14 protein-coding genes are annotated in these 24,805 nt (G+C 68.3%); 7 read left to right on the top strand and 7 right to left on the bottom strand.

Features of this window, described 5'->3' with window-relative positions; translation table 11 throughout:
• Positions 1–49 precede the first annotated feature (49 nt).
• The 7 genes from GV819_RS17390 to GV819_RS17360 all read right to left on the bottom strand — a co-directional run bounded on the left by GV819_RS17390 (position 50) and on the right by GV819_RS17360 (position 8,492).
• Positions 50–1,276 carry an MFS transporter gene (locus GV819_RS17390; RefSeq protein ID WP_161757279.1) on the bottom strand — a complete coding sequence of 409 codons (1,227 nt, stop codon included), beginning with the start codon at positions 1,274–1,276 and terminating at the stop codon, positions 50–52.
• A 3-nt stretch (positions 1,277–1,279) separates the two neighbouring features.
• The gene (locus GV819_RS17385; protein ID WP_161757278.1) at positions 1,280–2,140 is read right to left on the bottom strand and encodes an ABC transporter ATP-binding protein; all 861 of its coding nucleotides are present in this window, start codon (positions 2,138–2,140) and stop codon (positions 1,280–1,282) included.
• Positions 2,137–3,204, bottom strand: a complete 1,068-nt coding sequence (locus GV819_RS17380) for a FecCD family ABC transporter permease (RefSeq protein ID WP_161757277.1) — start codon at positions 3,202–3,204, stop codon at positions 2,137–2,139. The genes GV819_RS17385 and GV819_RS17380 overlap by 4 nt, the downstream gene beginning before the upstream one ends.
• Positions 3,201–4,334, bottom strand: coding sequence for an ABC transporter substrate-binding protein (locus tag GV819_RS17375; RefSeq protein WP_161757276.1), 1,134 nt, complete (start codon positions 4,332–4,334; stop codon positions 3,201–3,203). Before GV819_RS17375 ends, GV819_RS17380 begins: the two co-directional genes overlap by 4 nt.
• On the bottom strand, positions 4,321–5,202 hold the full coding sequence (locus GV819_RS17370; protein WP_161757275.1) for a PepSY domain-containing protein: 882 nt from the start codon (positions 5,200–5,202) through the stop codon (positions 4,321–4,323). Before GV819_RS17370 ends, GV819_RS17375 begins: the two co-directional genes overlap by 14 nt.
• A gap of 7 nt (positions 5,203–5,209) precedes the next feature.
• Complete coding sequence (locus GV819_RS17365) at positions 5,210–7,441, bottom strand: TonB-dependent siderophore receptor (protein WP_161757274.1); 2,232 nt, start codon at positions 7,439–7,441, stop codon at positions 5,210–5,212.
• 148 nt (positions 7,442–7,589) lie between these two features.
• Positions 7,590–8,492 (bottom strand): AraC family transcriptional regulator, encoded by a 903-nt coding sequence (locus GV819_RS17360; RefSeq protein WP_161757273.1) that lies wholly within the window; start codon positions 8,490–8,492, stop codon positions 7,590–7,592.
• A 363-nt stretch (positions 8,493–8,855) separates the two neighbouring features.
• Between GV819_RS17360 and GV819_RS17355 the strand changes: the two genes are divergently transcribed.
• The 7 genes from GV819_RS17355 to GV819_RS17325 are packed head-to-tail and all read left to right on the top strand — an operon-like array spanning position 8,856 to position 24,801.
• The gene (locus tag GV819_RS17355; protein ID WP_161757272.1) at positions 8,856–10,523 is read left to right on the top strand and encodes a (2,3-dihydroxybenzoyl)adenylate synthase; all 1,668 of its coding nucleotides are present in this window, start codon (positions 8,856–8,858) and stop codon (positions 10,521–10,523) included.
• On the top strand, positions 10,516–12,261 hold the full coding sequence (locus GV819_RS17350) for an ABC transporter ATP-binding protein (protein ID WP_368668907.1): 1,746 nt from the start codon (positions 10,516–10,518) through the stop codon (positions 12,259–12,261). The genes GV819_RS17355 and GV819_RS17350 overlap by 8 nt, the downstream gene beginning before the upstream one ends.
• A complete protein-coding gene (locus tag GV819_RS17345) occupies positions 12,258–14,021 on the top strand; it encodes an ABC transporter ATP-binding protein (RefSeq protein WP_161757270.1) in 1,764 nt (587 codons plus the stop codon). Before GV819_RS17350 ends, GV819_RS17345 begins: the two co-directional genes overlap by 4 nt.
• A complete protein-coding gene (locus GV819_RS17340) occupies positions 14,014–17,484 on the top strand; it encodes a non-ribosomal peptide synthetase (RefSeq protein WP_161757269.1) in 3,471 nt (1,156 codons plus the stop codon). The genes GV819_RS17345 and GV819_RS17340 overlap by 8 nt, the downstream gene beginning before the upstream one ends.
• Positions 17,481–22,904 (top strand): non-ribosomal peptide synthetase, encoded by a 5,424-nt coding sequence (locus tag GV819_RS17335; protein WP_161757268.1) that lies wholly within the window; start codon positions 17,481–17,483, stop codon positions 22,902–22,904. Before GV819_RS17340 ends, GV819_RS17335 begins: the two co-directional genes overlap by 4 nt.
• Positions 22,901–24,025 (top strand): saccharopine dehydrogenase NADP-binding domain-containing protein, encoded by a 1,125-nt coding sequence (locus GV819_RS17330; RefSeq protein ID WP_178126024.1) that lies wholly within the window; start codon positions 22,901–22,903, stop codon positions 24,023–24,025. The genes GV819_RS17335 and GV819_RS17330 overlap by 4 nt, the downstream gene beginning before the upstream one ends.
• On the top strand, positions 24,022–24,801 hold the full coding sequence (locus GV819_RS17325; protein ID WP_161757267.1) for a thioesterase II family protein: 780 nt from the start codon (positions 24,022–24,024) through the stop codon (positions 24,799–24,801). Before GV819_RS17330 ends, GV819_RS17325 begins: the two co-directional genes overlap by 4 nt.
• Positions 24,802–24,805: the final 4 nt, after the last annotated feature.

Raw genomic sequence — 24,805 nt, 5'->3', positions numbered from 1 at the left:
GTTGCGTGGCAACGGCGCGAGCCCTGGCCGCGGGCCGGTGTTGTGCTTTCTACTGAGTGAGCAGCGGCTTGCGGCGCTCCGGCCAGCAGGCCACCAGCAGCAATACCGCCGCTGCCAGCAGGTAGGGCAGGCGCGGTTCCACGGCATAGATCAAGGTCCCGGCCAGCGGCCCGACCACCACCCCCAAGCCTTGCGCCGCACCGATGGAACCGGCGGTCGCGCCTTGTTCGGCGGCGTCCACCGAATTGGTGGCCAGGGCGGCGAAGGACGGGAAGATCCAGCCCATGCCGGCCGCCACCACGAAGAAGCCCAGCCACAGTACCCAGGCATGCGCCGCGAGGATGCTCGCAACAAAACCCACGGCGGCCACCAGCGCGCCGAAGCGGATCATTCGCAGCGGCGGCCATTCCAGCTTGCGTACCAGCAGTTGCGAGGCGATCAGCGCCACGCCCACCAGGGTCAGGGCGATTCCGGCGGTCTGCGCCGCCTCGGCCGGGCCCATGCCCAGGCGGTCGAGGGCGAAGAAGCCCACGGTGATCTGCGCCATGGCCACGCAGAGCATCGAGACGAACGCCACCACCAACGGCCGGCGCAGGCGCGGATCGCCCAGGCTCACCGGTTTCGGCGGTTGCTTGAGGTGCAGTTCCTGGCGCGGCAGCCGGGCCCGCAGGTACAGCAAGCCCAGCAGTGGCAATACCGCCAGCACATAGAACGGCAGGCTCAGGCTATGGCGGGCCAGCAGCGCGGCAATTGCCGGGCCCAGGACCAGGGCACAGGCGTTGGCTGCCCCCAGTGAGGCCATGGCCCGGGCGCGGTGCTCGGGCTCGATGTTGTCGGCGATCAGGGCGTAGCCGCCCACTGGAATCGCCGCGTAGAACACCCCGATCAGGCCACGGCCCAGCAGCAGCCCGGCGAACGCCAGCAGCGCCGAGGGCAGGGCCTGCAGCGACAGGTCGATGAACACACTGAGGGCGAGAAACGCCAGGGTGAAGCCGCCGGTGCCCAGCAGCAGGATCCGCCGCCGGCCAAGGCGGTCGCTGGCCCGGCCCCAGGGCCGGGCCAGGAGCATCCAGATCACCCCGGAGACGGTCACCGCCATCCCGGCCTGCCAGGTGGCCAGGCCGAGAGTCCGCGCAATCGGGCCGATCAGCGAGACAAAGGCCATCATCGCCATGGTGCAGGCCAGGTTGGCCACCAGCAGTGGACGCAGGTCGAAGGCCGGGCTGGCCTGGGGCGTTTCCAGGGTATCGAGGGGCAACTGTTGAGCGTTGGTCATGGTTTATCCCAGGGCTGAGTGAAGGGGCAGGCGGCCATCGACCATCACCAGCGGTCGACCGCGCACCTGTTCCAGGCTGCCGTCAACACCATAGACGTCGCGCAGCAGATGTTCGTTGATCACCTCCAGGGCCGGTCCGGCGGCGGCCAGGCGCCCGTGGTGCAGAACCACCACCTGCTGGCTGAAACCCAGGGCCAGGTTGATGTCGTGGACCACCACCAGGGTGATCAACTGGCGCTCCTGGGTGGCCCGGGTAATGGCCTCCACCACTTGGCACTGGTGATACAGGTCCAGGGCGCTGGTGGGTTCGTCCAGCAGCAGGACCTTGGGCTGGCGCACCAGGGCCTGGGCCAGCCCCACCAGTTGCCGCTGGCCGCCGGAAAGGGCGTCGATCGGGCGGTCGGCCAGGGATGTCAGGTCGAGGTCGGCGAGCACCTGTTCGACGTTGTCGAGGACCGCCGGGCTCGGGCGCCCGGGGGCAAACCCGGCGCCGCGATGCCCGGCCATGGCGGCGCTGAGCACCGCTTCGAAGGCGCACAGCCGGGTGCGCTCCGGCAGGCTCTGCGGCAGGTAGACGATGCGCTGCGCGCGCTCGACCTGGGGCAGGCGATTGAGTTCGACGCCGTCCAGCAGCACCTGGCCAGAGGTCTTGTGCAGGCCGGCGATGCCCCGCAGCAGGGTCGACTTGCCCGCGGCATTGGGACCGATCAGCGCGGTCACGGTGCCGGCGTTCAGCGGCGGCAAGTCGACTCGGTCGAGTACCTGGCGGTTGCCGTAATGCATGCTCAGGTTGGCAGTGCTGAGCCCTGAAACAGCGCGTCCCGAAGTCGAGAGCTGCGGGGAGGATGAAGTTGCAAAGCTCACAAGGCACCTCGGCGGTTGCGCAGGACAATGGCCATGAAGAACGGAATGCCCACCAGCGCGGTGACGATCCCCACCGGCACCAGCACCCCGGGAATCAGCGCCTTGCTGGCAATGGAAGCCATGGACAGGATCAGCCCGCCGCTGAGCACACTGGCCGGCAGGAACAGGCGGTGATCCTCGCCCACCAACAGCCGGGCGATGTGCGGGGCGATCAGGCCGATAAAACCGATGGTGCCGACAAACGACACCGCCAGCGCCGACAGCAGGCTGATGCGCAGCAGCGACAGCAAGCGCAAGCGGCCGACGTCGATGCCGAAGCTGCGGGCCCGTTCCTCGCCCAGGGTCAGGGCGGTCAGGGCCCAGCTCTGGCGCAGGGAGAAGGGCAGGCACAGCAGCAGCGCCAGGGCCAGGATCGCCAGTTTTTCCCAGGAGGCCCGGGCCAGGCTGCCCAGGGTCCAGAACACCAGTTGTTGCAGGCTGTCCTGGCTGGCGACAAATTGCAGCAACGCCACCAGGGCGTTGAAGGCGAACACCAGGGCAATGCCGAACAGCACCAGGCTCTCGACGCCGAAGCCGCGCCAGCGTGCCAGCAGGTACAGCAGGGCCACCGAGGCCAGGGCAAAGAGGAAGGCGTTGGCCGAGATCAGGTACTGCGCCGGCACCCCGGGAATGCCCAGGCCGAGGACGATGGCCAGGGCCGCGCCGAACGCCGCGGCCGCTGACACGCCCAGGGTGAAGGGGCTGGCCAGGGGGTTGTCGAGCACGGTCTGCATCTCGGCCCCGGCCAGGGCCAGGGCGGCGCCCACCAGCACCGCCATCAGCGCGTAGGGCAGGCGCACGTTCCACACGATCACCGCCTCGACCCGGGGCATCGACGCCGGATCCCAGAGCACCTGCAACAGGCGCGACAGGCTCATCCCGGAGGGCCCGGTGGTGATGTCCAGCGCCAGGGACAATAGCAGGGCCAGGGCCAGCCCGGACAACAGCAGCACCCGCCGTCCATGGCGCCGGTGGTAGTGCTGCGAGGCGACGCTGCGCTCCACGTCAGTGGCCGCCTGGGTCATGGTTTCAGGCTCGTGGCGAACACGCCGCTGGCAGGAATCGGCATGAAGCGCTGGTACAGCTCGCGGCGGGTCTGGTCCGGGTCCAGGTCCTTGAACAGCTCCGGGTGCAGCCACTTGGCCAGGGCCTGGACCGCGATCAGGTGTTCCGGCGAGTCATAGAAGATGTGCCACAGGCCATGCACATTGCCTTCGCGCACCGCCCGCAGTTCGTTCAGTGGCGGGCGCTGTGCGGCCTGGCGCAGGCTGTCCCGGGCCTGTTGCGGGGTCGCCGAATAGCCCAGGGTCACGCCGCCCTGGCCGGCAGCGAAGACTCCGGTGGCCACGTACACATCCGGGTTGCTGGACAGGATGTACTCGACGTTGAGGCTGCCGATGGGCCCGGGGATGCGCCCGTCGGCGATGTTGTGGCCGCCGGCCAGCTTGATCATCTCGCCAAAGTTGCCGGTGCCGGGCGAGCCACAGCAGTCCTGCAGCCCGGCGAGCATGTCGATGAAGATCGTTGGCTGCTGGACCTTGCCGGCCTTGGCCAACGTCTGGGTGACCCGGGCCAGGGACTGCTGGTAGAAGGCGATGAACTCTTCGGCCCGCTGTTCACGGCCCAGGGCCTGGCCCAGCAGGCGCATGCTGGGCACGGTGTTGCTCAGGGGGTGGTCGCTGAAATCGACGAAGATCACCGCCACGCCGGCGGCCTCCAGTTGCTTGACCGCCTCGCTGTCCGGACTCGGGCCATGGCCACCGCTCAGGGCCATGATCGCCAGGTCCGGGTGCACCGCCAGGGCTTTCTCGACGCTGAAGGTCTCGGCGGACGTGCCGCCTACCAGCGGTACTTGTTCCGCTTCGGGGAAGGCCTTGTGAAAGGCGCTGTAACCCTGCACGTCGAGGCCGCGAAAGTCGCCCTGCCAGCCGGCGAGGCGGGTAAAGGGATTCTTGCCTTCGAGCAGCGACAGGGAATAGATCATCCGGCCTTCACCCAGCAGGATGTGCTCGACCTTGTCCGGCACCTGGACCTGGCGTCCGGCCAGGTCGGTGAGGGTCGCGGCGCTGGCCGTCGCGGCCCAGAGCAGGCTCAGGGGCAGCAGGCCGAGCAGGAGCCCGCGCTGGGCGCGGCGCAAGAAATCACGGTGTGTCATGGGCGGTTTCCTTGAACGATTGAACGGCCCGGCGGGTGACGCGCTTGCGCCACCACAACAGCAGGCCGGTGATGTACAGCAGGGGTAACGAAATGCCGCAGAGAAAAGCCAGCCACGCGCCGGGCGTGCCCAGCAGCAAGTGGCCGTGAGCGGCGGAGAACAGCGGTTTGAGCACCATTGGCTGGGCGCCGAGCCCGGTGAACAGCTCGGGGCGGGCCAGCCAGACGCCACTGCCGGCGATCAGCAGCAACGGCAGGCACAGCCAGGCCGCCGCGACGTTGTGCCATTCCCGCAGGCGCCGGTTGCCCTGGCTGCCGCGGCGCAGGCTGGCGGCCTTCCACCAACTGCGCCGGCCCGGCCACCACAGGTACAGGCCGCTGCCCAGGGAGCCCAGCAACACCAGGCCGCACAGCAGCACCAGGTTCGAACCCCAGGCCGGCGGCAGCAGCAGGCTGCGATGCAGCGCCACCAGCTTGGCCAGCCACAGCTCCTCGAAGACGAAGAAGCCCCGGGGCGCGGCGCTGTAGGGGTCGATCATGGCGATGCCGGTGCCGGGGCGGTCCTTGAGGGCACCGAACACGATCACGTTGTCCGATTCGAGAAAGCCCTGGCGTGGTGGCGCCGCGCCGAAGACTTTGTGCAACTGCGGGTAGGCACTGGCGGCGGCGCTGATCCAGGCACTCTGCTCCAGGGCCGCGCCGTGTTCGCCGGGGGCCAGTTGCAGCATCGCTGCGCCCACCTCCCAGCGCAGGATCGGCCCCTTGAGCTCCAGCAGTGAACCACTGAGGCCCAAGAGCGCCAGGAACAACCCCAGGCCCAGGGCCAGCCAGCGGTGGACCCGAAGCCAGACTTCACGCATGCGCAGCATCGGCGGCCTACCAGCGGTAGCGCAGGCTGGCGATGACGCTGCGGTCATAACCTGCACTGCAACTGGTCAGGGAACAGCCTTCGTAATAGTGCTTGTCGGTGAGGTTGGTGGCGTTCACCGCCAGGCGCAGGCCCTTGGCCGCCGGGATCAGCTTGTCGAAGTCGTAGTGCACCGCCGCGTCCAGCAGGGTGTAGGAGGGCACGCTCTGGGTGTTGGCGGCATCGGCTTCGGTGGCGCCGATGTAGCGCACCCCGGCGCCAAAGCCGAGACCGCCCAGGGGGCCTTCGGGCAAGGTGTAGTCGGCCCACAGCGAGGCCATTTTTTCCGGGGTGTCGGTGGGGCGATTGCCTTTCTCCAACGGGTTGTTGCTCTTGCTCACCTCGGCGTCGTTGTAGGTCAGCGCCGCCAGCAGGTCCAGGCCCCGTGCCAGGCTGGCCTTGCCTTCGAGCTCGATGCCGCGCACGTTGATTGCGCCGGTCTGGATCTTGTTCAGGCGTTGGGCCGGGTCGGTGGTGAGAACGTTTTCCTGGGTCAGGTCGAACAGCGACAGGGTGATGTAGCTGTCGATGCCCGGTGGCTGGTACTTGACCCCCACCTCCGACTGCTTGGCGCTGGTGGGCTTGTACGGCGTGCCGTAGAAGTTGGTGCCCAGCACCGGGTCGAACGAGGTGGAGTAGCTGATGTAGGGCGCCAGGCCGTTGTCCGCCAGGTACACCAGGCCGGTGCGGTAGGTGAACTTTTCGTCGTCCTGCTTGCTGCCCTTGTCGTTGATGCGGTCCTGGGTCCGGGCGCTGGAGCGGTCCTGGCGGCCGCCGACGGTGAGTACCCAGTGTTCGTCGAAAGTGAACTGCTGCTGGGCATAGACCCCGACCTGGTCAGCGCGCTGCACGGTGTTGGTATAGGGCGTGCTGGGATTGAACACGCCGCCGTGCACCGGGTTGTAGATGTCGATGGGCTCTGCGGCGCCACCGCGCAGGTAGTAGTCCTCGCGGGTGCGGCGGTAGTCCACCCCCATCAGCGAGACCATCTGCGTGCTGCCCAGGTTCCAGCGGGCCTGGGCGTTGTTGTCCAGGGAGTAGGTGTCGCCAACGATGCGAAAGCGATAGGCGGCGCGGTTCAGGGTGCGCAGGTCCGGGGCCAGGGACATGCCGCTGGCGGTGTTGGTCAGCAGGTTGACATGGCCATAGCGGGCGCTGGAGTTGAGGCTCCAGACATCATTGAAGCGATGCTCCAGCAGGTAGCCCAGGGAGTACTGGGTACGGTCATTGTCCAGCCCCGGTTCGTCGAGGAAGACATTGTGCTTGACCTTGCCATTGGGGTTGGACAGCAAGGTGCCACGGGCCGGCAGGAAGACGCGCGGGGCACCGAAGGAGTCCTGGGTGTAGTCGGCCAGGACGGTCAGGCTGGTGTCGTCGTTGGGTTTCCAGGTGAAGGACGGCGCAACGTATTGCTTGTCGTCCTTGATGTGGTCGAACTGGGTGCCGCTGTCGCGCTCCAGGCCCACCAGGCGGTAGAGAAACTGCCCCTGGTCGTCCAGCGGGCCGCTGAAGTCGAACTGGCCCTGGGCGCGGTCGAAGCTGCCGCCCTGGATCTGCACTTCGTGGTAGGGCTGGTCCAGCGGGCGCTTGCTGATCTGGTTGACCACGCCGCCGGGGGAGTTCTGGCCGAACAGCACCGAGGCCGGGCCCTTGAGCACGTCGATGCGTTCCAGGCCATAGGCTTCGACCTTGGGCCAGGCCTGGGCGGTGTTGCCCTTGAGGCCATCGCGGAGCATGCCGGTGGTGACGTCGAAACCGCGAATCGAGATCGTATCGAAGCGCTGGCTGGCGGCGGTGGTGTTGGCCTGGACCCCGGCGGTGTAGCGCAAGGCCTCGCTGACCGATTGCACCTGCTGGGCGTCCATCTGGTCGCGGGTGACCACGGAAATCGATTGGGGAATTTCGCTCAGGGTGGCATCGGTCTTGGTCCCGCTGAGGCTGCGCTTGGCCACGTAGCCGCTTTGCTGGCCGGTGGCGGAGTCCGGCTGCGTGGTGCTGATCACGCTGGTGTCCAGGGTCAGTGGCTGTTCCGGGTCGTGCCCGGCACCGGCGGCCAGTGCAGCGCCCGCCTGGGTCAACGACAAGCCCAGGGCCAGGCCGTGGATCAGGCCGGCCAGCGGGCTGTGGCGCAGTGCCGGACGTGGGACCACGCAATCGACTGGCCAACCTGAGGTATTTCGGTGCGCAACGCTGGTGCCCATGCTTCCACTCCATGATGGGGATTAAATGAGAATGCAAACTTATCTCATTTGAGAGGGTGGGTTGCGGGCTAAAACTTTGGCTGCAGCGACCATTTCTTTCGTTTGCGGTACGGCGGGGGAAGGGCGCCCGGTTCAGTGGGCGCAGGACTCAGCGCAGGCTCTTGGGCGAGACCCCGAAGCGTTTGCGAAAGGCCGTGGAGAAGTGCGCCGGGCTGTAGCCGACCCGATAGGCCGCGCTGGAGACATTGGTCTCGCCGCTGGCCAGCAGGCGATAGGCCTCGCCCAGGCGCTGTTCCTGCAGGTAGGCATAGACGCTGGTGCCGAATACCTGGCGAAAGCCTGCGGTGAGCTTGCGCGGGTTGAGGCCGACCTGGCGCGACAGTTCGGACAGCGACGGCGAGGCTTGCAGTGAATTGAGCAGCAGGTCGCGGGCCGCGTGGATGCGCTCGATGTCCGCCGAGTTGTAGGGGGGCTCTTGCAGCGGCCGGGATTCGGCTTGGGCAAGAATCCCCTCGACCCCCAGGGCGGTGAGCTCCAGGGCTTTGCCCCCGAGGTAGAAGGAGCGGGTGGGGCCTTGCAGCGGGCAGGTGAAAATCTGCTGGGCCAGGGCCAGCAGCGGCTTGCTCGCCGGCTGGCAGAACAGCATCGGTCCGCCACCACGTTGGTCCAGCAGGCGCTCGGGCTCCAGGCCGACCTTGCGGATCGAGGGGAAGTCCAGCTGCACCGTGGTGTAGCGCACCGGCACGCCACTGGCGAACAGGTGGTCGCCGCAGTGCTCGCCCTGGTTGGCCACGGCGCACAGGGTTGGCCCGCGAATCTCCACTTCACGCTGGCCCTCGACCCGGCAATTGAGCTGGCCGCTGAGCACCAGGATGATTTTCAGGCCTTGCCAGAGCGGTTCCTGCATCCACATCTGGCTGTCCATCAGCACGGTGCCGGTGGACAAGGTGATTTCCGGCACCACGGCCGCCGCGCCGGCGTTCTGCGGGTTGGGGAAGTGCAGGGTGGAATCCCTTCTGACAGGCTGCGGCGCAGCGTTGGGGCTGAGCATGGCGAACTCCCTGTGAACCTGAAAACGAGGGCATACGCTAGCAGGAAATTGCCTTCATGTAATTAAGAATGATTATCCTTTAGCTTTTGCAGCCGGCCTGCCGGGCCTGCGCCGCGCAATCAAAAGAAAAAGCCGCGCAAACGAATGTCCTGCCGATTGCCGGGCCCTGGAAATTGCTTATTAATAATCACTCTCATTTCCAGGTGTGGCAGCCCTCCATGGACCAACCCTCCCGCAGTAACGCCACCGGCCAGCCGGTGCGCCTTCGTACCCGCCACGCCTGACGGCGTTTTTCAGAATTTCCAGGGGGCTGATGTTTCAGCTCCGGGGCCGCTTTTTGCGTAAAAAAACTCAGGAGACAGCATGTCCACTTTCGATGATCTGCAGGATTGCCCCTCTTGGCCTGAAGCCTTTGCCGAGCGTTATCGCCAGGCCGGTTACTGGCGCGACGAGACTTTTGGCGACCTGCTGCGTGGCGCCGCCCGGGCCTTTGCCGAGCGCGAGGCCCTGACCGATGGCGAACTGCACCTGAGCTATCGCCAGTTGGACCAGCGGGTTGACCAACTGGCCGCCGGCCTGCAGCGCCTCGGGCTGCGGGCCGGCGACAACGTGGTGCTGCAACTGCCGAACTGCGCCGCCTTCGTCGAAGTCTGCTTTGCCCTGTATCGCCTCGGGGTGCGGCCGATCTTTGCCTTGCCGGCCCATCGTCACCTGGAGATCGGGCGTTTCTGCGAGTTTGCCCAGGCCCGGGCCTACCTGTGTGCCGATCACGACGGTGGCTTCGATTTCCGCACACTGGCGCGCCAGCTCAAGGCCGGCCAGGCGCATCTGCAGTGGGTGATAGTCGCCGGTGAGGCCGAAGAGTTCACGGCCCTGGAAGACCTCTATGACGAGGTTGCCGTGCAGCCGTTGGCGGTCCCCCGGGCCGATGCGGTGGCGTGTTTCCAGCTGTCCGGTGGTTCCACCGGGATTCCCAAGCTGATCCCGCGTCGGCACCACGAATACCTCTACAACCTGCGGGCCAGCGTCGAGCGCTGCGGCCTCTCCAGCGCCAGCGTGTACCTCGCGGTGCTGCCCATGGCCCACAACTTCCCCATGTGCTGCCCGGGGTTTATCGGCGCCTTGTCGGTGGGCGGGCGGGTGGTGTTGAGCCGTTCGCCAAGCCCGGAGGTGTGCTTCGAGTTGATCGAGCGTGAGGCAGTGACCCATACCGCCCTGGTGCCCCCTCTGGCCCTGGTCTGGATGGAGGCGGCCGAGGCGCGCGGGCGTGGCTTGCCGCAGTTGCAACTGCTGCAAGTGGGCGGCGCCAAGCTCAGCTACGAGGCGGCGCGGCGCATCGAGCCGGTGCTGGGCTGCCGGCTGCAACAGGTGTTCGGCATGGCCGAAGGGCTGATCTGCTACACCGACCCCGAGGACCCGCCTCAACGGGTGCTGCACACCCAGGGCCGGCCCCTGTCGCCGGCCGATGAAATCCTCGTGGTGGACGAGCAGGACCAGCCCGTGGCATCGGGGCAGGTGGGGCAGTTGCTGACCCGTGGTCCCTATACCATTCGCGGTTATTACCGCTACCCCGAACACAACGCCCAGGCCTTCACCGCTGACGGTTTCTACCGCACCGGCGACCGGGTACTGCTCACCGCCGACGGCTACCTGATGGTCGAGGGGCGGGACAAGGACCTGATCAATCGCGGAGGCGAAAAGATCGCCGCCGAAGAGGTGGAGAACCTGCTGCTCAGCCACCCGGCGGTGGCCGACATTGCTCTGGTGGCAATGCCCGATGCCTTCCTCGGCGAGCGCACTTGCGCCTTCGTCATTCCCCGGGGCGCCGCGCCTCGGGCTCCGGAGCTGCTGCGCCACCTGCGCGCCCAGGGGCTGGCGGCGTTCAAGCTGCCGGATCGTTTTGAATTCATCCCGGCGTTTCCCCAGACCGGGGTGGGCAAGGTCAGCCGCAAACACCTGCGTGAGGCGATCCAGGCCCAGTACTTCGGCGCTCAGGCCGAACCTCTGGAGGGAAGTGGCGCCCGTGGCTGAACGACAAGGATTATCCGACCTCCTGTACCCGGTGCGCGGGCGCCTGCTGGCGGCGATGCTGCTCCAGGCCCTGGCGGCCCTGATGGGCCTGCTGCCGTTCATTGCCGTGGCGGAGTTGGCGCCACTGCTGCTGGACGGCGCGCTGGATTCAAGCCGCGCGCAGTTCTGGCTGCTGGCTGGCGCAGGGGCCTTGCTCCTGCGTCTGCTGGGGCTGGCGGCGGCGTTGCAGATCACTCACCTGGCGGACAGCGACCTGCAACGGCAGCTGCGCCAGCGTATCGCCGCGCACCTGGCGCGGGTGCCCCTGGCCTGGTTCGGCCGCCAGCGGGAAACCGCCGAGCGGGTGTTGCTGGACGATGTCGGCGCCTTGCATCAATGGGTGGCTCACCTGCCCAACAACCTGGTGGCCGCGCTGGTGGTGCCCCTGGCCAGCCTGGTCTACCTGCTGACGGTGAGCGGCCCGATGACCCTGGTGGTGCTGGTGCCGCCGCTGGTAGCCCTGTGGCGCCTGCGGGTCATGCGCACGGCGGCCTATCGCGCCGAGCGCCAGCGCCTGGGCGGCGCCTTGGCAGGGCTGTCCACGGCAACCCTGAACTTTGTCCAGAGCATCGCCATGGTCAAGTCCTTTGGCCGGGTGGAGCGGGTGCAGAACGACTTCTTCAGTGCGGTGCAGGATTTCGGGCGTTTCTTCTCCCGATGGGTCGAGCGCTGGGCCGGGCTGGGCGCCAGTGTCGAGGTGTTGTTGTCGCCACTGTTGGTGCTGGCCCTGGTGCTGGTGGCCGGGGTGCCGCTGATTGCCTGGGGCGGCCTGCAGCCGGCGCAGTTGCTGCCGTTCGCCCTGTTGGGCCCGGCCCTGGCGGCGCCGGTGGCGGCCTTGGGGCACGGTGCCGATGCGCTGGTGCAAGGCCGTGCGGCGGCGCAGCGGATCAGTCAGGTGCTGGGCACCGAGGTGCTGGCGCAGCCGGCCTTCGCGCGGCAGCCCGAAGGGCACCAGGTGACCTTCGACGCGGTGGATTTCAGCTACCCCGACGGCACCCAGGTGTTGCGGGGCATCGACCTGCAGTTGCAGCCCGGCACCCTGACCGCCCTGGTGGGGGATTCCGGGGCCGGCAAGTCGACCCTGGCGACCTTGCTGGCACGTTTTGCCGATGTCAGCGGCGGGGCGATCCGCATCGGCGGCGTCGACCTGCGCGACATGGACAGCGCGACCCTGTATCGCCAGGTGGCGTTTGTCTTCCAGGAGGTGCGCCTGCTGCGCACCAGCGTCCTCGACAACCTGCGCCTGGGGCGGCCTGAAGCCAGCCTGGCCGAGGTCGAAGAGGCGGCCCGGGCGGCGCAGATCCATGAGCGCATCAGCGCCTTGCCCGAGGGCTATCACAGCGTGCTGGGGGCTGGCGTGCAGTTGTCCGGTGGCGAGGTCCAGCGCCTGGGGATTGCCCGGGCGATGCTCAGCCAGGCACCGATCCTGGTGCTCGACGAAGCCACGGCCGCCAGCGATCCCCATTCCGAGGCAGCGATCCAGCAGGCCCTGTCGCGCCTGGCGGCGGGGCGCACGGTGCTGGTGATCGCCCACCGTTTGAGCAGCATTCAGGATGCCGACCAGATCGCCGTGCTGCAGGGCGGGCAGTTGCTGGAGTGCGGTGCTCATTCGGCCTTGCTGGCACAACAGGGGGTGTATGCCGGGTTGTGGGCGGCGGAGCAGTTCAGCGCTGCGCCGCTGACGAGGGCCGAAGCATGATTGCCGCTCTGTTACGTAGCCTGCAGCCCCGGGAAGCCGGTTTGCTGCGCCGGGCCCTGGCGGCCACGGCCCTCAGCGCGCTGGTCCAGGGCGCCGCGCTGGCTCTGCTGCCGATGGCCTTTGCCGAGGTGTTCGAGGCGGCCTCGGGCAGTGCGTCCTGGCGTTGGGCCGGGGCCTTTGCCGGGCTGGCCGTGCTGTGCCTGTGGTTGCGCCGGCACGCGCAACTGGCCGGCTACCGGGCCGGTGCGGCAGCCGCGCAGTCGTTGAACCTGCGCATCGGCGAGCAGTTGGTGCGCCTGCCCCTGGAGTGGTTTGTCGAGCGGCGCAGCGCCGAACTCAATCGTTTGGTGACCCACACCGTGCTGCAGATCATGAGTGCCCCGGCGCACCTGCTGCAGCCCATGGCCAATGCCTTGCTGACGCCCCTGGCGTTGCTGGTGGCGCTGTTCTTCTATGACCGTTCGATGGCCCTGGCAGCCCTGGCCAGCGTGCCGTTGCTGCTGCTGTTCTATCACTGGGGCGTGCGTTGGGGTGGCCAGGCCGAGGCCTTGAGTGAAGCGGCGGCCAACGAGGCGGCGGCGCGGGTCCTGGAGTTCCTGCGCCAGCAGCCGCTGCTGCGTGCCAGCGGGCGCAACGGTGAAGGCTTCAGCTTGCTCACCGAGGCCTTGCAACAGCAGCGCCTGGCCCAGCGTCGGGCCCACTGGCGGACCTTTCCGGCGGCCCTGGGGCTGGCGGTGGTGCTTCAGGCCGGCTACACCGCGGTGCTTCTGTGCGGCCTGTATGCGGTGCTCGGCGGCAGCCTCGGTGCCGTGCAGTTCCTGGCCCTGGCGGTGCTCGCCACCTGCCTGGTGGAACCCATGGGCGCGCTGGTCAACCTGGGCACCACCTTGCGCCAGACCCGCCACGGCTTGAACCGCCTGCGCCAGTTGCTGCAACTGCCGGCGCTGCCGGAACCGAGCCAGCCCCGGGAGCCCGATGGCCAGCAACTGGACGTGCGCGACCTGGGGCTGATCCGCCAGGGCCAGCCGATCTTGCAGGGCATCAGTTTCACCCTGGAACCGGGCTCGCTGAACCTGCTGGTGGGGGCCTCGGGCTCCGGCAAGTCGAGCCTGCTGCGCTTGCTGGCGCGCTTCAGCGATCCCGATAGCGGCGCGATTCTGCTGGGCGGCGTCGACCTGCGCCAGCTGTCGGCCGAGCGCCGAGATGAGTCCATCGCACTGATGTTCCAGGACTGCCCGCCGCTGGCCGCCAGCCTGCTGGACAACCTGCGGCTGGGACGGCCCGAAGCCACGGACGAGCAACTGATGGCGGCCGCTCGCGCCACCGGCCTCGAGCGCCTGGCCCAGCGTTTGCCCCAGGGCTGGCAGACCCGGGTCGGCGAGGGCGGCGTCAGCCTGTCCGGTGGCGAGCGCCAGTGCCTGGCCCTGGCCCGGGTGCTGCTCAAGGACGCGACGCTGGTCCTGCTGGACGAACCCACCGCGGCCCTCGATGCCATCAGCGAAGCGCAGGTCAACCACAGCCTGTTGGCGCTGGCCCGCAAGCACACGGTGCTGCTGGTGACCCACAAGCCGACCCTGGCTCCCAGCGCCGGGCAGATCCTCCTGCTGGACCAGGGACAACTGGCCCAGCGCGGCAACCATGCCCAATTGATGGCGGCCCCGGGCCGTTATCGCGAACTGTTCCACGAGCGCGAGGCGATCAATCGCTGGCGCTTGCGACCACCCCCTTCCGTACCCCAAAGGAACGTCCACCATGACTGATAACCCAGCACTGGCACGCGCTCATCCAGCGGACGCCGGCCTGAGTGATTCCCCCCAAGGACTCTGCGAAGGCATTGCACGATTGTTGCACTACGCCGCCGAAGACCTGGAGCCAGATACCTCGTTGATCGAGCAGGGGCTCGATTCGGTGAGCATCATGCGCCTGCCGGCCCTGCTGGCCGCCGAAGGCGTGACCCTGGGCTTTGCCGAACTGATCCAGCAGCCGACCCTGCAGGCCTGGTGGGCGCTGATCGAGGCTCGGCGCGGCACACCTGCGCCGCGCCTGCAGGCCGTGGCCAGTGCCGAGCCGAGCACGGATTTCGGCCTGACCTCGTTGCAACAGGCCTACTGGTTCGGCCGCGATCCGGCCATGCCCCTGGGCGGCGTGGGCTGCCACCTGTACCAGGAACTGGATGGCCACGGCCTCGAACCCCAGCACCTGGAGCAGGCGCTGCGGCGCCTGTGCCAGCGCCACCCGATGCTGCGGGCCTGCTTCATCAGCGACACCTGCCAGCGCATCCTGCCCCAGAGCCCCTGGCCGGGGCTGACCGTGCACGACCTGCGCGAGGCTTCCTGCGTGGCCGCCGCCGAGGCCCTGGACGCGATCCGCGAACGGCTGTCCCAGCGTTGCCTGGACGTGACCCGCGGCGAAGTCTTCGATGTGCAACTGAGCCGCTTGCCCGAAGGTCGCAGCCGCTTGCACCTGAACATCGACCTGCTGGTGGCCGACGTCCTCAGCATCGGCATCCTGCTGCGCGACCTGGCGCTGATCCATGCCGGCCAGGAGCAGCAGTTACCCGCCCTGGACTGGGATTTCGCCCATTACCTGAAGGCGGAGCAGGCCGCGCGTGCGCCGCAACTGGCGGCAGCCCGGGACTACTGGCTGGCGCGCCTGGATGCATTGCCGGATGGCCCGCAACTGCCCCTGGCGCAAGATCCGCAGACTCTTGGTCGCCCGCGTTTCCAGCGCCTGGCGATGCGCCTCGACCTGTGCCAACTGCAGGCCCTGGAGGAGCGGGCCCGAGGTCACGGCCTGACCCTGGCCAGCGTTCTTGCCTGCGCCTATGCCCAGGTGCTGGGGCGCTGGAGCGCCAGCCAGCATTTTCTGCTCAATGTGCCGCTGTTCAATCGCCAGGAGCTGCACCCTTGCGTGCCCCATCTGCTGGCGGATTTTTCCAACCTGGTGCTGCTGGAAGTGGACCAGCGCCAAGCGGCGGACTTCTGCCAGCAGGCCCTGGCCTTGCAGGCCCAGTTGCACCGCGACATCGCCCACAGCGCCTGGCCTGGGGTTGAGGTACTGCGCGAACGCGCACGGTTGCGCCAGGGCGCGGGCCAGGGTGCGCCGGTGGTGTTCGCCTGCAACCTGGGCCCGGCGTTTGTCGATGAGACGTGCCGCCAGCAGTTGGGGGAACCCGGCTGGGCCCTGTCGCAAACCCCCCAGGTGTGGCTGGATCACCAGAGCTATCCGCTGGCCGATGGCCTGCTGCTGAACTGGGATGCGGTGCCGGCACTGTTCCCCGAAGGCCTGCTGGAGCAGATGTTCGATGGCTATCGGCAGTTGCTGCTGTGGCTCTGTGCCAATGACTGGCAACAGCCAGCGCCGCTGCCCTTGCCCGAGAGTCAGCAGCAGGTGCGCCAGGCGGCCAACCACACCGCCCATGCCAGCCCGGCGCAGCTGTTGCACCAGGGCTTTTTCCTCCAGGCCCGGCGGCAGCCCGAACGGGCGGCGCTGATCTGCGAGCAGGGCACCCTGAGTTACGCCGAGCTGGCCCGAGAGGCCCTGCAACTGGCAGGGGCCTTGCTGGACTGGGGCGTGCAACCCGGTGACGCCGTGGCGATCACCTTGCCCAAGGGCCGCGAACAGGTGATCGCGGTGCTGGGGATTCTCGCCGCGGGTGCGGTCTATGTACCGGTCGGGGTGGAACAGCCGGCGGCACGCCGCGACCAGATCTATCAGCGTGCCGGAGCGCGGCTGGTGATCACCGACGCGCCTCGACGCGAGGGCGGCGTGTGGCTCGCCGCACTGCAGGTGGTGACCCTGGCCCATGCCCGTACGGCAAGCGCCCTGGTCGAACCGGTGGCGCAGGCGCCGAGCGCCCTGGCCTATGTGATCTTCACCTCCGGCACCACCGGTGAACCCAAGGGCGTGGAGCTGTGCCACGGCGCGGCGATGAACACCGTCGAGGCGATCAATCGCCGTTATCGGGTCGGTGCCGAGGACCGGGTCCTGGCGGTTTCAGCCCTGGATTTCGACCTCTCGGTGTATGACCTGTTCGGCCTCCTGAGCGTCGGCGGCGCCCTGGTGCTGCCCGCCGATGAACGCCGCAAGGAGCCCCAGGAATGGCTGCGGCTGATCCGTGAACAGCAGGTGACGCTGTGGAACTCGGTGCCGGCGTTGCTGGACATGCTCACCCTGCAGGTGCGTGACGCTGGCGGGCTCGGGTCGCTGCGCCTGGCGATGGTGTCCGGCGACTGGGTCGGGCTCGACCTGCCGCGGCGCCTGCGCCAGGCCGCCGGCCGGCCGCTGCAATTCGTGGCCCTGGGCGGCGCCACCGAGGCGGCCATCTGGTCGAACGTGCAAGAGGTGGGCGAGGTCCCCGCGCACTGGCGTTCGATCCCCTATGGCCGGCCCTTGGACAATCAGTGCTTGCGGGTGGTGGACAGCCAGGGCCACGACTGCCCGGACTGGGTGCCCGGTGAACTGTGGATCGGCGGCGATGGGGTGGCCGCCGGTTATCGCGGCCTGCCGACCCTCAGCGCCCAGCGCTTTGTCGAACATGCCGGCCAGCGCTGGTACCGCACCGGCGACCAGGGCCGCTACTGGGCCGACGGCACCCTGGAGTTTCTCGGACGCCTGGACCATCAGGTCAAGGTCCGCGGCTTTCGCATCGAGCTGGCGGAAATCGACGTGGCCCTGGAACGCCACCCGGCGGTGAGCCGCGCCGTGAGCCTGATCCTGCCGGGTGCCGAGCGCCAGCTGGCGGTGGCGCTGGTGGGCTGCGAGACGTTGCCCGAGGCCAGCGCCATGCGCCAGTGGCTGGCCCAGTGGCTGCCGGAGCACATGCTGCCGGACAGCTGGCTGAACCTGCCGGAACTGCCCCTGAGCGCCAATGGCAAGGTCGACCGCGCCGCGCTGGCGTGGCTGCTGCAGGAGCAGCGCCGGGGCATCCAGCCCGACAACCAGCAACCCCCGCAAGGCCCCTGGGAAGAAGCCGTGGCCGCGCTCTGGGAAGAACTGCTGGAGGTGCCACGGGTGGGCCGGCACCAGGGCTTTTTCGCCCTGGGCGGCAACAGTTTGCTGGCGGCCCGGCTGATCGAACGCATCGCCCGGCAGTTCCAGTTGGAGCTGTCGCTCAAGGATTTTTTCAACGCGGCCACCGTGGCCCTGCAGGGGCAGTTGCTTGCCTCGCGCCGGGAGCAGCGGCCCGTCAATCAGAACGCAATGGTGGAGGGCGTGTTATGACGCTGCAAGAACTGCAACAGGACCTGCAACAACGGGGCGTGGAACTCTGGGAAGAACAGGGCCGCCTGCGCTACCGGGCCCCGGCCGGGGTGATGGACGAGGCGCGCCTGCAGCAACTGCGCGCACACAAGGACGCGCTGCTGCAGGCCCTGCAGGCGGCGCAGATGCCGACCCTGGAGGCCGACCATTCGGCCCGCGAAGAACCCTTCCCGCTGACCGACGTCCAGGCGGCCTACCTGATGGGCCGCACCAACGCTTTCAGCTACGGCGGCGTGGCGTGCCACGGCTACCTGGAATTCGCCCAGCAAGACCTCGACCCGGCACGCCTGGAGCGCGCCTGGAACCAGTTGATCGCGCGCCACGAAATGCTCCGCGCGGTGGTGCTGGAGGAGGGCTACCAGCGCATCCTGCCCCAGGTGCCGCACTACTCGATCCCGTGCCATGACCTGCGCGACGATGACGGCAGCGCCTTGCAGGCTCTGCGCGAGCGCATGGAACTGCGCCGCGCTACGCCGCAACAATGGCCCTTGATCGAATTGCGGGTGAGCCAGGGCCGCGAGCAGTCGCGCCTGCACCTTTCGGTGGACCTGCTGGTCTGCGACTACCAGAGCGTGCGCATGCTGTTGGCCGAGTTGCAGCAGCTGTATCGCGGCGAAGCCTTGCCGGCACCGGCGCAGATCAGTTTCCGCGACTACGTGCTGGGGGAGCGCCGCCTGCGTGAGCAACCGCGTTACCAGCGGGATCGGCAGTATTGGTGGGAGCGGATCGACGGCCTGCCGGGAGCACCGGAACTGCCGCTGCTGGGGGCGCCCAGCGGGCCGCGCTTCCAGCGCCGGGCCATGAGCCTGGAAGCCCGGGACTGCAACGCCCTGCGCTTGAACGCCGCGGCGGCTGGGGTCGGGGTGTCGGCGGCAATCCTCTCGGCCTACGCCGAAACCCTGGGGCGCTGGAGCCGGCGCGGGGATTTCTGCCTGAGCCTGACCTTGCTCAATCGCCTGTCGCTGCACCCCCAGGTGGATCGCCTGGTGGGCGACTTCAGTTCGGTGGAGCTGCTGCAAGTACAGACCCTGCAAGGCGGCAGTTTCGGCCAGCGCAGCCAGCAGTTGCAGGAACAGCTGTGGCAGGACATGGACCACCGGCTGTGCTCGGGCATCGAAGTGCTGCGCGAACTGGCGCGGCGCAAGGGCCAGGACGCGGCGCTGATGCCTTACGCCTTCACCAGCACCCTCGGGGCCGGTGGTGAAAGCGGCGGCGGGGCGTTCATGCCTGGCGCCGAACTGGTGTTCGGCATCAGCCAGACGCCCCAGGTGCTGATCGACTGCCAGGTCAGCGAGCGCGACAACGGCCTGGCGATCAACTGGGACATCCGCGAAGGGGTGTTCAGCGCGGCCTTGCTCGATGACCTGTTCGACACTTTCGAACGCTTGCTCAAGCGCCTGGCCCGGGAACCCTCGGCCTGGACCCTGGACGACTGCCTGGAGTTGCCGGCGGTGCAGCGCCTGCAGCGCGAACTGGTGAACCAGACCGCGCAAGCGCTGCCGAGCGGGTTGTTGCACCAGCCTTTCTGGCAACAGGCCGCCGCCGCGCCACAGCGCGTGGCGCTGATCCAGGGCGCCGCGCAGTTGAGCTACGGCGAACTGGCCGGACGCGCCGAAGCCGTGGCCGAGGCCCTGCTGGACGCCGGTTGCCAACCCGGCGAGCGGGTCGCGGTGTGCATGGACAAGGGCCTGGAACAGGTGATCGCGGTGCTTGGCATCCTCCGCGCCGGGGCCGCCTACCTGCCCCTGGACACCAACCAGCCCGAGGCCCGACGCGCGCTGATCCTCGACAACGCCGAGGTCGGCCGGGTGCTCAGCCAGTCCTGGTTGAGCGACAGCCTGGGCTGGCCGTCGCGGGTGACCCAGGTGATCGCGGTGGACCAGGGCCCGCGGGCGGCGCAACGGGCGTTGCCGAGCCTGAACAGCGACCCGCAGCAACTGGCCTACGTGATCTACACCTCGGGTTCCACCGGGGTGCCCAAGGGGGTGATGATCAGCCATCAGGCGGCCCTCAATACCATCGTCGACATCAACCAGCGCTTTGCCATCGAGGCCGATGACCGGGTGCTGGCCCTGGCCAGCCTGGGCTTTGACCTGTCGGTGTACGACATCTTCGGCCTGTTCGCGGTGGGCGGCGCCCTGGTGCTGCCGGAGCCACAACGCCGTGCCGATCCGTCGCATTGGGCCGAATGTGCCCGCGAACATGGCGTGACCCTGTGGAACTCGGTGCCGGCGCAGTTGCAGATGCTCACCCACTACCTGCAGGCGGTGCCCGCGGCGGCCCCGACGGCCTTGCGCCTGGCATTGCTGTCGGGGGACTGGATTGCCCTGAACCTGCCGGCCGAAGCCGCGCAGTGCCTGCCGGGCCTGCGCCTGATCAGCCTGGGCGGTGCCACGGAAGCAGCGATCTGGTCGATCTACTACCCGATCCAGCAGGTCAATCCCGAGTGGCGCAGCATTCCCTATGGCACGCCCCTGGCCAACCAGCGCTTCATGGTCCTCGACGAACAGGGCCGCGACCGCCCGCAAGGGGTGGCCGGCGAGCTGTATATCGCGGGCGACGGGTTGGCTCTGGGTTACCTCGGCGATGCGCAGAAAACCGCCGAGCGTTTTGTCGACCACCCGCGCAGTGGCGAACGCCTGTACCGCACCGGCGACCTGGGCCGCTACCTGGAAGACGGTTTGCTCGAGTTCCTTGGCCGCGAGGATTTCCAGGTCAAGGTGCGTGGCCACCGGATCGAACTGGCGGAAGTGGAAAGCGCGTTGCTCAGCCATCCCCATGTGGAGTCGGCGGTGGTGGTGGCCGCGGGTGAGGGCGCCTTCGACCGACGCCTGCAAGCCTGTCTGCGGGCCAGCCTGCGGGAGATGCCGATGCCTTGGCCGGCGCAACTGGAGGCGCTGACCCAGTCGGCCGCACAGGCCGTGCGCGGTGGCTTGAGCGATGCGTTGGTGAGCGAAATGTCGGCCTGCGTCGAGCGCGCCGCGTTGCTGTCCATGGGCCTGGCCCTGCAACGCCCGGGATTGTTCGAACAGCCGGGGCAGCGGCACAGCCTGGAACAGATATGGCGTCATTGCGACGTCGCCCCGCGCAACCAGCGGCTGATCCGCCGCTGGCTGCAGGCCCTGGCCCGTGAGGGGCTGGTGCACCATGACCGGGATACGGCCAGCTACTCGGACCTGCAGGTCGAGCGCGACGAATACCGCCAGCTCTGGCAGCGTATCGACAGCCTGGAAACCAGCGTCGGCTGGGGCGCCGAGGTCCTGCGCTACCTGCGCGAAAGCCAGGAGCAGTTGCCGGCGCTGATGAGCGACCAACTCGACCCGTTGCACCTGCTATTCCCCCAGGGCCGCACCGACACGGCCGAGGGTGCGTACCGCAAGAACCTCATCAGCCAGTACCTGAACCAGGCGGTGTGCGCCGCGGTGCAGGAGATCATTCGCCAGCGACCTGCGGGCCAGCGCCTGCGCCTGCTGGAAATCGGCGCCGGGGTCGGTGGCACCAGCGCCGACCTGATTCCGGCCCTCGACGGGCTGGCGGTGGATTACCAGTTCACCGACCTGTCGCAGTTTTTCCTCAACGAGGCCCGGGAGCATTTCGCCGCCTTCCCCTGGGTCAGCTACGGCCTGTTCGACCTCAACCAGGACCACTGGGCCCAGGGCGTGGCCGCCAACTCCCTGGACGTGATCCTCTGCGCCAACGTGCTGCACAACTCACGGCACGCCAGCCGGGTGCTGGCGCGGCTGCGGGAAATGCTCGCCCCGGGAGGCTGGCTGATCTTCATCGAAGCCACCCGCGACACCTACCAGATCATGGCCTCCATGGAGTTCAAGGAAGGCCTCAGCGCCTTCGAGGATTTCCGTGCTGAACTGGACACCACCTTCATCCGTCGCGAGCAGTGGCAGCAGCTGTTGCTGGAGGCCGGGGGCGAGACACCGTTGTGCCTGCCCAAGGCCGACGATGCGATGTCGCAGATCGGCCAGCACCTGTTCATCACCCGTTTCAAGAGCGAACGCCAGACCCTGGCGCCGGAGGCCCTGCGCGAGCACCTGGCCCAGCGCCTGCCGGACTACATGATCCCGGCGGACTGGCAGATCCTCGACGAGATGCCGCTGACCGCCAACGGCAAGGTCGACCGCCAGGCCCTGGCGCGCATCGGCAGTGCCGGGCCCGAGCAGCAAGTCAACAGCGGCGCGGCGCCGCTGGACGATCTGGAGCGCAGCATTGCCCAGGTCTGGCAGAGCCTGTTGCGGGTGCCGGTGGTGGGCCGGGAGCAGAGTTTCTTCGAGCTGGGCGGCGACTCCCTGCTGGTGGCGCAAGTGGTGGGCCGCTTGCGCGAAGCCTTGCCCCAGGCTCGGGACTTGCCCTGGAGCGACCTGCTGCGGCAGTTGATCAACCAGCCGACCGTGGCCGCCCTGGCCGAGTATCTGCGGGGGCAGGGAGTGGAAGCCGATTCGCCACTGGTGCGCATCAGCGCCAGGGCCCAGGGGCCGACGCGGATTTTCGTCCACGACGGCAGCGGCACCCTGGCACCGTATCGGGCGCTGTTTGCCGCCCTGGGCGAAGAGGCGGCCCTGGAAGGGCTGGTGCTCAACGATGTGCCGGCCTACCTGGCCCTGGAACCGGCCACCGCGATTCGCCAGTTGGCCGAGCGCTACGCCGACACCTTGCAGGCTGAGGGGCGACGCCAGGTGAGCATCGTCGGCTACTGCCTCGGCGGGCTGCTGGCCACGGAACTGGCGGCCTGCCTGGCGGCGCGCGCCATCGAGGTGCTGCAACTGAGCGTGATCAGCAGCTACCGGGTGCCATTCATGATCGAGGACGACTTGCTGGCCGAGTACGTGTTCGCCCGGGTGATGCAGGCCGATCCTCTGGCGTTGGGTTACCCCGCGGATGAACAGGCCATGGAACGCTGCATCGCCCGGGTCCTGGAACAGACCCCGGGCCGGGTGCCGCAGGGTTCGTTGCTGGCCCTGAGCGAGCAAGCCGACTGTGCTGCGGCCCTGGCCTGCCTGCAGCGCCTGGCGGAGAAATCTGCGGAGCAGCGTTTGCAGGCGATTGCCCAAGCCATGCGGCACGCCGGCTCCCAGCTCAGCGACCTGGACTGGCTGGGCGAGCAACTGCGGGTCTTGCGTCACAGCCTGGCGGCGGTGGCCCTGCACGAGGCCACGCCGTACCAGGGCGACATGCTGTTCATCCGGCAGAGCGGTGAAGTCCAGGTGTTGCCGGGCATGCACCGCGACATGAGTGCCTACTGGCAGGCCCTGTGCCTGGGCGAGCTGCGGGTGGTGGACGTGCCGGGGGATCACTTCAGCTGCATGCAGAGCCCGCAGGTGGAGGCTGTGGCCCAGGCCTTCGATGCGCCAATCGAGGTGGCGGCATGAGGGGCAGGGTAATTGGCTTGGTCGGCGCCTACGGCAGTGTCGGGCGCCAGGTTGCGCTGCTGCTGGCCGACGCATGCCAGCTGCGCCTGGGTGGCCGCGATGCGCGGCAGGCCGAACAGTTGAATCAACAGCAACTGCGGGGCCGGGCCGAAGTGCGCGCGGTGGATCTGTGGGACGACCAGAGCCTCACGGCGTTCTGCGCCGGTTGCCAGTTGGTGATCAATTGCGCCGGCCCCAGCTACCGGATTGTTGACCGGGTGGCCCGGGCCGCGTTGGCGGCCGGCGCCGACTACCTGGATGTGGGCGGCGACGACCCGTTGCATCAGCGCTTGCAGGGCCGGCTGCCGGCCGGCCGCCGGGTGCTGCTGTCGGCGGGCATGCTGCCGGGGCTTTCGGGGCTGTTTCCCCAGGTGCTGGCGAGCCGCTTCCAGGAGGTTCGGGCGCTGCGCTGTTACGCCGGAGGCCTGGGGCGCTTGTCGGCGACCGCGGCCGAGGACTTCCTGCTGAGCCTGGGCAACGGCTTTGGCCAGGCCCAGTTCGGCTGGTCCGCGGGGCGTGCGGTGCGGTTGGCCGCGAGTGCCGCGCACGGTCTGCAACCTGACTGGCTGCCCGGCGTTGCGGTGCAGGCCGTGCCTTACCTGAGCACCGAGCAGCAGCGACTGTTCAGTGATCTCCAGGTCGCAAGCGGGCAGGGCTTCAACCTGTTCGAAGGTGGGCAACTGGCGGCGGCCCTGCAACGCATCCAGGGTTCGGATCCCAAGACTCGCCACAGCGCGCAAAACATCGCCGCGCTGGTCCAGGCCAGTACCCTGGACGTGGCCGGGCGTACCCCGTACCAAGTGCTGGCAGTGGAAGTCGAGGGCGTGCGCGACGGACGCCTGCAGCGGGCCCGTGGCTGGCTGCGGGGCAGTGATGGCTCGCGCCTGACCGGCAGTGTTGCGGCGTTCTGCGCCCTGCACTGGGCGCAACTGCCTACGGGCCTGCATTACGCCGCCCAGGTGCTGGATGCCGCGGCGTGCCTGGAACAGGTCCGCCATTGGTTGCCGGACACCCGGGTCAGCTGGCCTTGCTCAGAACCGGCCACCGCGGCCACCGTAGAAGTAGAGGAGGGTGTGTTGTGAGAAAGGCTCCTAGCGCATGGTTGCGGCGTTATCCGCAGCCACAGCCGCCGCGTTGCCGTCTGGTGTGCTTTCCCCATGCCGGGGGCAGCGCCGGCTTCTTCAATGACTGGCGTGGATTGTTACCGACGGACGTCGAGTTGGTCAGCGTGCAGTACCCGGGGCGTGAAGAGCGGCTCGACGAAACCTGGCCCGGCAGCCTGGAATGGATGGCGGGCACCATCACCCGCGCCCTGTCGGACCTGGTGGACCGGCCACTGGTGCTGTTTGGCCACAGCATGGGCGCGGCCCTGGCCTTCGAGGTGGCTGCGCGTCTGCAGCAGCAGGGCTCGGCGCCCCAGCGGCTGATCGTCTCCGCGCACCCGGCGCCCCATCGTCAGCGTCACAGCGAGCTGCACCAGGGACCGGATGCCGGGCTGCTGGAGGAGGTGCGGCGCCTGTCCGACGGTGCGCCGTCGCCCCTCGATGACCCGGCGCTGCGGGACTTGTACCTGCCGGCGCTGCGTAACGACTATCGGCTGATCGAGTCATATTACGGCGATATCAGCCGCGCCCTGGACCTGCCGCTGAGCGTGTGCCTGGGCGCCCGGGACCCTGAAGTCGACCCGGACGAAGCCTATGCCTGGGCCGAGGTCAGTGCTCAGGTGACCGATTACCAGACGTTCCCCGGCGGGCACTTCTACCTGCGCGAACAGCAGGCCGAACTGCTCAGGCACCTGACTCGCCTGCTGGCCGGGCACGGCGAGCAGGCGTGGCAGGCCTGGCCCTCGACTCCCTGAATCT

The organism is Pseudomonas sp. Fl5BN2, assembly GCF_009908205.1.
Classification (GTDB): Bacteria; Pseudomonadota; Gammaproteobacteria; order Pseudomonadales; family Pseudomonadaceae; genus Aquipseudomonas.
Note: the sequence above shows the minus strand (reverse complement) of the source record. Positions and strands in the feature narration are given on the sequence as shown.